Genomic DNA, 9,326 nt, shown 5'->3' on the forward strand with positions numbered 1-9,326 from the left:
GTCACTCCGCAACCGGGTCGTCGTCCTCGCCAGGTCCCCCTACGACCAGCGTGCCGAAAGTGTAGCCCGGGCGGTCGTCCACGTATTCGTCCTGCGGCCAGAGTTCGACCGCTCGGGCAGCGGCGGCCCGGATCGCGGTGCCGTCAAGTTCGGCCCGCTGCTCGGACGCTCCGGCGTCTGGCCAGACGCCCACCAGGGTCACCGGGCCCTCCGGAGGCAGCGGGGATACCCAAAACTCCGACTGCCAAGTCAACTCATTTCCGGAGCCACCGCCTTCGAGCATCCAGATGTCCTCTGGGCCGGCCGGAGCCACGAGTGACCGGCCGATCCCCTCCCCGGTCGCCGCGCGCCGCCCATCAGCGTACTGAATCCCGAGCCGCAGCCCGGTGTTCCGGTCGGCCGACCGGAACGGATCGGGCCATGGATCCGGGAACGGCCGCCCCTGCCGGGCACCGCCGCCCGGCACCTCCCGCCGCACCGCCCGCAAGATGAAGGCGAAGCCGTTCGGGTAGGCCCGCAGCGCGCCCACCCAGACCGCCGCCGCTTCGGTCCTGACCACCAGCGCATCCCCGGGTACGGACGCGGGCAGCACGTGGTCGCGCTGATGCCACGGGCGGCGGCGTTCCCGCCGGGGCTCAGGCGAGGGCGGCAGCTTCGGAAAGGCGTCGAAGAAGCTCACGACTTCTACGCTCGCAGACGCCGCCGGCCGAGACACCCGGAATCGGCCATACCGTTCACCGGATCGGCGGATCTGCCGATCCGGCGAGTGCCGAGAGAACCTCATCATACAAGTCATCGCCTCATTGATTCTTTACAGCCAGGGGCACACACTGCCTCACATGTGAAAACCTTCAGAGTGAAGTCAGCATCACAGAATGTTCAGGCACGGACCAATCTGCGCGGATGGCAAATCCTCGACTGCGCAACCCCGACGCAATTGCCCGCGGCCCTGCGGCGCGCCAAGAAGTGCGCCCGCCAGATCGATACGGTGCAGGCTGCGGCACTTGTCGCCACGACAGGGATCAGCGCAGGTCAGGTCACCATTCGACCCTCATGTGTGTGCAAAGTGAGCTCAGGTCCTCACCGCCTGCTGACGCCTTCCGGGCATGGTCGTGGCTGTACGCACGACCATGTGAGAAGTGATCACGATGCGCTCCACAGCCCAGACCGGGCATGTATACCGCAGGTGCGGCTGCCGCGACACCAGCGGCAAGCAGCTTGGAGCCCGCTGCCCCACACTCGCCGCCGACCCCGGTCACGGCACCTGGACGTTCTCCCTCGATCTCCCCTCCCCCGACCACCGGCGCAACAACATCCGCCGCGGCGGCTACCCCACCGCCGACGCCGCCCGGTCCGCCCTACGCCGGATGAGTGAAAGCCAGGCCGCCGGCTTCAACGCCGACCCCAACCAGACCGTCGCCGACTACCTCACCACCTGGCTCAAGGACATTGAGCTGACACTCAAACCGACCACCTACGTCCGCTACCGCGACTACGTCACCCACGACCTCATCCCCGCGCTGGACACTGTCAGGCTCGATGACCTTAGCCACTCTCACATCGCCGCCTTCACTCATACCCAACTCGCCGCAGGGCGAGGGAAGGTCACCGTTCACCGCTGCCTCGCCACACTCTCCAGCGCACTTGGCGACGCCGTCCGCCACCACCGCCTCCCCCACAACCCCGCCCGCCCCACGGCCATCCCGAGACCCGCCGCCGCAGAACGGCAGATCTGGACCGTCCACGACGCGATCCAATTCCTGGACAACTGCCACACAGCAGACCCCACCTTCGCCGACCTCGTCGAAGTCCTGATCGGCACCGGCATCCGCAAAGGCGAAGCACTCGCCCTGCACTGGGACGACGTCCACCTACGCGAACAAGTGCTCTACGTCCGCCACACACTCTCAGCCGTCGACAACAACCGCCTGATCCTCACCGCACCCAAAACACGCTCCAGCAAGGCCTGGGTTGCAATATCCCCACGCGTCGCCACAGCGCTACGCCACCGCGCCAAAGACAAGCGCACTTCACGCTCCCTCACCGACCACGGCGGTTACGTCTTCCACCGCCCCGACGGACAGCCCCTCCACCCCGCCTACGTCCTCAACCACTTCCACCACCTCTGCCGCGACTTCGGAGTCCCCCGCACCACCGTCCACGACCTGCGCCACCTCGCAGCGACCATCTCCATCACCGCCGGCGTCCCCCTCCCCGTGGTCTCCAAGACACTGCGGCACTCCACCCTGTCCACCACCGCCAACATCTACGGCCACCTCACCACCCAGGCCGCACGAGACGCCGTCGACACCATCGACCACGCCCTCACACTCAGCCAGCCCCACCAAGCCCGAGGCTCGCGCACACCGCGGGATCACACCATCCGCACCCACAACCCGCGCGCCACCACACGAACCTCACGGCCGAAGGCCAGTTGAACCACCGGGTCGGCTACGCCACCAACCCAGGAAAACTCCTGCGCTCACAACGCGCTCACAACGACCACGACACACGAAAAGGCCGCCCCCGCATCTCTGCGGAAACGGCCTCCGACCTGCGAAAACGCTGGTCGGGACGACAGGATTTGAACCTGCGACCCCTTGACCCCTAGCCGGCGTGGACGAGATGGCGATCTCGCTGTCCGCGAAGGGCCTGACGACCGGTGAGGTCCAGGCCCATCCGGCCGAGGTCCATGGCGCCGAGGTCTCCCGCCAGACCATCTCCACGATCACCGACAAGGTCATCGACGGCATGGCCGAGTGGCAGAACCGGCCCCTCGACCCGGTCCATCCGGTGATCTTCATCGACGCGATCCATGTGAAGATCCGCGACGGCGCCGTGGCGAACCGGCCGATCTACGTGGCCCTGGCCGTCACCGTCGAGGGCCGGCGGGACATTCTCGGGCTGTGGGCCGGCGACGGCGGAGAGGGCGCCAAGCACTGGATGCACATCCTCACCGAGATCAAGAACCGCGGCGTGAACGACGTCCTCATGCTCGTCTGCGACGGGCTGAAGGGCCTGCCCGACGCGGTGGAGGCCGTCTGGACCCGCACCACCGTCCAGACCTGCGTGGTCCACCTGCTGCGGAACTCCTTCCGCTATGCCGCCCGCCAGGACTGGGACAAGATCGCCAAGCTCTTCAAGCCCGTCTACACCGCCCCGACCGAGGAAGCCGCACTCGATCGGTTCGCGGAGTTCGTCGACGCATGGGGCAGGAAGTATCCGGCGATTGTCCGGCTTTGGGAGAACGCGTGGGAGGAGTTCACGCCGTTCCTCCGGTTCGACACCGAGATCCGTCGCATTGTCTGCACCACGAACGCCATCGAGTCGGTGAACGCCAGGATCCGGCGGGCGGTCAAGGCCCGCGGCCACTTCCCGAACGAGACCGCGGCCTTGAAATGCGTCTCCATGGCCATCATGTCGCTCGATCCCACCGGCAAAGGCCAGGCCCGCTGGACCATGCGCTGGAAGACCGCCCTGAACGCCTTCGACATCACCTTCGACGGCCGACTCTCAGCAGCCCGCCAGTAACCCCAACAACCCGGTTACATCGCTCGTTTGACAGACCCACACGAGGAGACAGCGATGCAGAGCAGCCTTCTGGTCGTTGAGGTGAGAGTGCGTCACCTCAACGGACGATCTTGGTTGTCGAGGTTCACTTGTCGGCCGAGGTGAGCCGGCCTTCGTCGCTCCCCCGCTAGAGTGATGGTTTCGTGGCGGGGCGAGAGTGGCGGTCATGTGGCGCCATCCACTGCCAGCCGGGGGGCACTCCGCAGGATGACGGAGCGCAGCAGCATCGGACTCACCAGTGGAACCGGGAGGGCCACACCTATGGCGAACTGCTTCGAGCTAGTAGTGAACTTCGGGGCCGACATCGAAGCCGCACGCACGGCCGCGCTGAAGGACCCGGTGCCATTCGTGCTCTGCGCAGGTGTCCACCGCATCCCTCTTCACCGGCCGATGCTGCGAACGGTCGAGCGCCACGTCGAACTCTCGATCCTGCCGGTGGCCGTCGCCTCCGGGAGTCTCGCCGATGGCAGCCTGCCGCGATTCCAGCTCACGGCAGCTGAGCTGACTGAAATCGCCCACCAGCTCTACCGGATGCTGGCGGGATTCGACGGCTACGTCGCGGCCAGAGTGGGTTGGGACCCGGAGGACTTCGTCGACCTCGAAGAGCTCCGGACCGAATGGGCGGAGGAACTCCGCGATGGCACCATCCCGGGCCTTGTCCTCTCCGACCACCTCCACGCCGCATTCGGCCTTGGGGCCGGGTACGTGGAGTTCGCACCCGGGTACCGATGGATTCCCTACCGGTATGAGGGTCCGGGCGGCCCCTCCACCCACTGACCTTACAGCTGCCGATACATCATCCGGCCAGGTCACGGTCTTGATCGCCGGTCTCCGGCTGTGCCTGATCCTCACTTGCGATGCCATCACCTGCGCCGGACATGAAGGCATGTCCACGAGCCGCCGCAGGACACCGCCGTGGTTCCTCTACTGCCGACAAAGATCATCCACATTCACCAGGACACGCTAAGGCAAGTCCCCGACACCACCCGGTGGACTCGCGGATCAGCTGAGGCGGCACCGCCGTGCCACCAATTCCCGTTGGTGGAGGCTGAGCGCTGGCCGCCGATCCTTCTCGCCCTCGCTCACCTGGGCGTCGGACACGCCTTAGAGGTCCTAACAAAGGCGTTGGACGTGCCGGTGGGTGGGTGATGAGGCAGGTGGCGACGCCGAGGAAGGCCTCGTGGATGTCGTCGCGTCGTTCCCAGCCGACGCGAAGACGCCGGAAGCCGTGCAGCCAGGCGATAGTGCGCTCGACGACCCACCTGTGCACTCCGAGCCCGGAGCCGTGCGGAACACCGCGGCGGGCGATCACCGACCTGACACCCTGTGCCCAGACGAGTCGGCGGTAATTGTCGTGGTCGTAGCCGCGATCACCGAGCACGTGTCTGGCCGCCGCCGCGGTCGACCACCGGGCCCCGAACGGACGGGACCTTGGCGAGGAGAGGCAGCAGCTGCGTGACGTCGTTGCGGTTCCCGCCGGTCAGTGACACCGCGAGCGGGATGCCCTGCCCGTCGACGAGGACGTGGTGCTTGTTGCCCGGACGTGCGCGGTCGACCGGGCTGGAACCGCTTTTGGGCCTCGCCGAGCGGCCCTGACGTGACTGGAGTCGATCACCGCCCGGGACCAGTCGAGCTGATTGGCCGCTCGCAGCTTCGCGAGAAGCTCGGCCCCCCCGCAACCACCTTCGGGCCCGGCCCAGGCAACAACGGCGCAACCAGCGACCAGAGTTCGTCCGACACGATCCACGGACGAGAGTTCCTGATTCCCACGGACAGCCCAACGAGCATCCAAGCCCACAGTCACACGTCAACGGCTTCTGTTAGGACCTCTAACCTTGGGCTTCCACGAGGGCCGGTGTCCGGCAGGTGATCAAGAAAGCAGAAAGTGCCTCTGAGCTGCAACGACAGGACTTGCTGAAGGTCCTGTACGTGGTAGCAAAAGAGGCACTTCCCAGGTGAAGAAGAGTATCGGGTCGTATCCGCCCGTCCGCGTCCGGGGCGACGGGGGTGGGGTGGTCTCGCAGGCCGGCGGGGTGCTGCTGGTGGAGACCGTCCGCAAGACGGGTCTGGACACGGCCATATCGGTGGCGCTGGCGCCGTGGCGCAAGCCGCGGGCGGTGCACGATCCGGGCAAGATCCTGCTGGACCGCTGTGGCGGTGGCACTGGGCGGTGATTGCCTGTCGGACGTGGCACTGCTGCGGGTCGAACCGGCACTGTTCGGCCCGGTGGCTTCCGATCCGACTGTCTCACGGCTGATCGAGACTCTGGCCGGGACCGGTCCCCGCGCACTGGCAGCGATCCGTCGGACCAGAGCCGAAGTCCGCGAGCGCGTCTGGAAACTTGCCGGCGCCGACGCCCCCGACGCGGACGGGCAGGTCATCGTGGACATCGACGGTGTTCTGGTCCTGGCGCACTCCGACAAACAGGACGCAACCGCGACATGGAAGAAGACCTTCGAGCATCATCCGCTGGTCGCGTTCGTCGACCACGGCCCAGCCGGTTCCGGGGAGCCCGTGGCCGCCGTACTGCGGCCCGGCAACGCCGGCAGCAACACCGCCGCCAACCACATCACCACCACCAAACTGGCCCTGGGCCAACTACCCAAACAGCACCGGCGGGGCCGCTCGACCCTGATCCGCACCGACTCCGCCGGCGGCACCCACGAGTTCCTCAACTGGCTCACCGCACGCAGCCGGTGGCTGTCCTACTCCGTCGGGATGACCATCACCGATGCCGTCCACCACGCCGTGCCGCAGATCCGGCCCCGGCATGGGCCCCGGGCCGTGAACCCGACGGCCAGCTCCGCGACGGCGCCTGGGTCGCCGAAGTGGCTGGCGACGTCCTCAAGGGCTGGCCCGCGGGGATGCGGCTGATCGTCCGCAAGGAACGACTGCATCCCGGCGCCCAGTTGCGGTTCACCGACGCCGCCGGTATGCGCCTGACCTGCTTCGCAACGAACACCACCGGAACTGCGATCGCCGCACTCGAACTGCGCCACCGCCAACGCGCCCGCGCCGAGGACCGCATCCGAGGCGCCCGCGACACCGGCCTGCGCAACCTCCCCCTCCACTCCCCCTCCACCACGCGGCCAGCAACCAGCTCTGGTCCGGGTTCTTGCGGTGCGTCCGGCGGGCAAGCAGGCCGGCGCCCAGGACGCCGGCGGCGGGCGCAACCGCTGGGACGGTGTCCTGCCCGCGGAGACGCTGCTGGTCTAGGCAGCGTCCTGGCGATCAAGAGTGGAAGGCCGCTTGTCCCTAGCGTTCACGCAGCTGTCGCCGCACCCAGGTAAGGGGCGAAGTGCTCGGCCACCTCCGCCGCCACCGCCGTCGCGTTGAGCGTGCCGTCGACTTCGATGACGCGGATGCCGAGGCGGCGGGCGTTCTGTGCCGCATCCTCGGCGATCAGCCGGTCGCGGGCGATGCGGTTGGCTTGGGCGCGGGCTGGGTTGGAGACAGGGACGCTGAGGGCTCCTGCACGCGGAAGGGTGTGGAGTTGGTGGTGGCGGAAGTCTTCGGTGGGGACGAGGACGACCATTCGCCGGAGCGAGTCGAGCAGCGGCGCGACGAGCTCCGGTCGCAGTCCCCATCCCTCAGCGATCGCTGGCCGGACGGTGAACAGTGCGCGCAGGTCGTCCAACGCCCACTCGAAGCGGAGCGGGAAGCCGGCCAGCGTCTCGGAGGCCATCTCCTTCGGGCTCTGTTCCACCCAGACATGGTCCGGGGTGGGGTCTCCCACGGGCTCGCCCAGGGCGACCCGGCGCGCGATCCGGCGATCCTGGTGGCCGCGCGCGTCGTGATAGTCGTAGTGATACACCGTCAAGCCATGCTCCTTGGCGATGATTTCTGCCACGGTGGTCTTGCCGGACCACTGTGCGCCGCCGATCCACAGAGTGCGCTGCAGGCTGCCATGCGGATCCCGGATTTCTGACATGATCGTCCTCCCGTCGGAGAGCGGCGTAGACCTCCGCCCGGTGATGAGTGTCCGGGTTTGAGAGCAAAAATTGCAGTCTTGTCTTCACCGGGTGGTTGGCAGAGAGTAGAAGGGAGGGGCAGACCGTTGCCCGCCGCGCGCATGGTCGTGGCCGCTGTTCAGTTTGCGTGATCTTGTCCACGCTGTACGCCGTCACCCGCCGTCTACTGTCGCTGCCCACGTTGCGCCTACGCCGAGAGGTCTCCAAAGATGCGGAGTTGCTGGTGCTGCGGCACGAGAACGCGGTTCTGCGTCGACAGATTCCGCGCGTGCGCTACGAACCAGCCGACCGCCTGTGGTTCGCTGCGCTCTCACGTCTGATACCGCGCCACCGGTGGGCTCAGGTCTTCCCGATCTCCCCTGCCACGCTGCTGGCCTGGCACCGCAAACTCGTAGCGAAGAAGTGGGACTACAGCCAGTACCGCCGTCCCGGCCGCCCGCCGACAGCTGCCGCAGTCAAGCCCTGATCCTGCGCATGGCTGCAGAGAACCCGGGATGGGGCCACCGGCGCATCCACGGCGAACTCACCCGCCTCGGCCACAAAATGCCGGCCTCCACCATGTGGAGCACCCTCAAGCAGTACGGCGCCGGCCCCGCCCCACGTCGCAGCGGACCGACCTGGAAGCAGTTCCTCCAAGCCCAGGCCGAGCACATCCTCGCCGTCGACTTCCTGCACGTCGACACCATCAACCTCACACGCATCTACGCCCTGGTCCTGCTCGAACACGGCACCCGCCGCGCCCACCTGCTCGGCGTCACCGCCAACCCCACCGGCCCATGGACAACCCAGGCTGCCCGCAACTTCCTCATGGACCACGACATGAACGCCATGGGTCACAAGTATCTGATCCGTGACCGCGGCAGCCAGTTCACCGACAATTCGACGCGGTCTTCAGCGCCGCCGGCGTGCGCGTCCTGAAAAGTCCGCCTCAGGCTCCGAAAGCCAACGCACACTGCGAGAGGCTCATCGGCACCCTACGCCGCGAGCTCTTCGACCAGACGCTCATCCTCAACGAACAGCACCTGCACCGAACCCTCACCAGGTACCCGGGACATTACAACGAACACCGCCCCCACCGCTCCTTGAGCCAGCTCTGTCCATCGCAGGCTGAATCCGCGCCCCCAGGCCCCGTCGACCTCGCCAAGCACCGCGTCCACCGCACACCGGTCCTCGACGGACTCATCAACGAGTACCAGATCGCCAGCTGACATCGCTACGAAGCCGCTGACCAGAGACCGATTCCTATATTTGAGCCCCACAGGCTCGGTGTCGGTCCCGCCGGGCGGCTCGCGCTGCAGATCCCTTTTTTACGCGCGCCAGCGGCGTGCTGGTGAGCCCGGCAGACAGTCGAGTCCACGCTCACGTCCCAGGTGATCAGACCCTGCGCGTCGGCTTGAACCTGCAGTTGCTCCAGGATCCGCTTCCAGGTGCCGTCCCGCTGCCACCGGCGGAACAGGTCGTAGATCCGGTCCCACGGGCCGTATCGCTCAGGGACGTGCCGCCACGGGGTGCCCGCCCGGGTCCGCCACCGTATCCCATCGATCAGCTGCCGACGCGCCCACGTCCGCGGCCTGCCCAGCCTCTTCCCTACCGGCAGCAGCGGCTCCAGCCGAGCCCACTGCCAGTCCGTCAGATCCCCTCGCGCCACAACATGATCATCGCAATTCAAGATCCACTTTGGCAACAGGCCCTAGTCTTCTGAGTCGGGAATTCGCTTCAGATATCCGGCGAGGCGTTCGAGGATGTCCTCTGCGGTCTTGGTCCAGATGTAGGGCTTGGGGTTGG

At 67.1% G+C, this 9,326-nt stretch carries 8 protein-coding genes and 3 pseudogenes; 7 read left to right on the forward strand and 4 right to left on the reverse strand.

Annotation, left to right across the window (positions count from 1 at the left end; genetic code table 11):
- Position 1: 1 nt before the first annotated feature.
- Positions 2-679 (reverse strand): hypothetical protein, encoded by a 678-nt coding sequence (locus tag ACGFMP_RS36765; protein ID WP_393678394.1) that lies wholly within the window; start codon positions 677-679, stop codon positions 2-4.
- A 469-nt stretch (positions 680-1,148) separates the two neighbouring features.
- Between ACGFMP_RS36765 and ACGFMP_RS36770 the strand changes: the two genes are divergently transcribed.
- From ACGFMP_RS36770 to ACGFMP_RS36780, 3 genes and pseudogenes are all read left to right on the forward strand, one after another.
- On the forward strand, positions 1,149-2,438 hold the full coding sequence (locus ACGFMP_RS36770; RefSeq protein WP_393678396.1) for a tyrosine-type recombinase/integrase: 1,290 nt from the start codon (positions 1,149-1,151) through the stop codon (positions 2,436-2,438).
- 169 nt (positions 2,439-2,607) lie between these two features.
- A pseudogene (locus ACGFMP_RS36775) lies at positions 2,608-3,531 on the forward strand (IS256 family transposase); the annotation flags it as partial.
- A gap of 246 nt (positions 3,532-3,777) precedes the next feature.
- Entirely contained in the window at positions 3,778-4,347 is a 570-nt protein-coding gene (locus tag ACGFMP_RS36780) for a hypothetical protein (RefSeq protein ID WP_393678397.1), read from the forward strand.
- Between the two features lie 364 nt (positions 4,348-4,711).
- On the opposite strand, the pseudogene ACGFMP_RS36785 reads toward ACGFMP_RS36780, so the two are convergent.
- Positions 4,712-5,233, reverse strand: a pseudogene (locus ACGFMP_RS36785) (IS5 family transposase); the annotation flags it as partial.
- 292 nt (positions 5,234-5,525) lie between these two features.
- Here ACGFMP_RS36785 and ACGFMP_RS36790 point away from each other — a divergent pair.
- A pseudogene (locus ACGFMP_RS36790) lies at positions 5,526-6,641 on the forward strand (IS1380 family transposase); the annotation flags it as partial.
- 191 nt (positions 6,642-6,832) lie between these two features.
- Here the strand turns inward: ACGFMP_RS36790 and ACGFMP_RS36795 are convergent.
- Positions 6,833-7,501 carry a hypothetical protein gene (locus tag ACGFMP_RS36795; RefSeq protein WP_393678398.1) on the reverse strand — a complete coding sequence of 223 codons (669 nt, stop codon included), beginning with the start codon at positions 7,499-7,501 and terminating at the stop codon, positions 6,833-6,835.
- A 308-nt stretch (positions 7,502-7,809) separates the two neighbouring features.
- On the opposite strand from ACGFMP_RS36795, the gene ACGFMP_RS36800 reads away from it, so the two are divergent.
- Genes ACGFMP_RS36800 through ACGFMP_RS36810 form a run of 3 tightly spaced genes read left to right on the forward strand, consistent with a single transcriptional unit; the run spans position 7,810 to position 8,749 of the window.
- Positions 7,810-8,007: a hypothetical protein gene (locus tag ACGFMP_RS36800; protein WP_393678399.1), complete on the forward strand. Its 198-nt coding sequence runs from the start codon at positions 7,810-7,812 to the stop codon at positions 8,005-8,007.
- Between the two features lie 8 nt (positions 8,008-8,015).
- Entirely contained in the window at positions 8,016-8,459 is a 444-nt protein-coding gene (locus tag ACGFMP_RS36805) for a hypothetical protein (RefSeq protein WP_393678400.1), read from the forward strand.
- A complete protein-coding gene (locus ACGFMP_RS36810) occupies positions 8,447-8,749 on the forward strand; it encodes an integrase core domain-containing protein (RefSeq protein WP_393678402.1) in 303 nt (100 codons plus the stop codon). The genes ACGFMP_RS36805 and ACGFMP_RS36810 overlap by 13 nt, the downstream gene beginning before the upstream one ends.
- 5 nt (positions 8,750-8,754) lie before the next feature.
- Here ACGFMP_RS36810 and ACGFMP_RS36815 read toward each other — a convergent pair whose 3' ends face one another.
- Positions 8,755-9,189, reverse strand: a complete 435-nt coding sequence (locus ACGFMP_RS36815; protein ID WP_393678404.1) for an IS5 family transposase — start codon at positions 9,187-9,189, stop codon at positions 8,755-8,757.
- Positions 9,190-9,326 lie beyond the last annotated feature (137 nt).

It is taken from the genome of Streptomyces sp. NPDC049040 (genome assembly GCF_043197715.1).
GTDB lineage: Bacteria > Actinomycetota > Actinomycetes > Streptomycetales > Streptomycetaceae > Actinacidiphila.

Coding starts and splice junctions, on each gene's coding strand:
- ACGFMP_RS36805 (WP_393678400.1), top strand. CDS start 8,016: ATGGCTGCAGAGAACCCGGGATGGGGCCACCGGCGCATCCACGGCGAA.
- ACGFMP_RS36780 (WP_393678397.1), top strand. CDS start 3,778: ATGACGGAGCGCAGCAGCATCGGACTCACCAGTGGAACCGGGAGGGCC.
- ACGFMP_RS36770 (WP_393678396.1), top strand. CDS start 1,149: ATGCGCTCCACAGCCCAGACCGGGCATGTATACCGCAGGTGCGGCTGC.
- ACGFMP_RS36795 (WP_393678398.1), bottom strand. CDS start 7,501: ATGTCAGAAATCCGGGATCCGCATGGCAGCCTGCAGCGCACTCTGTGG.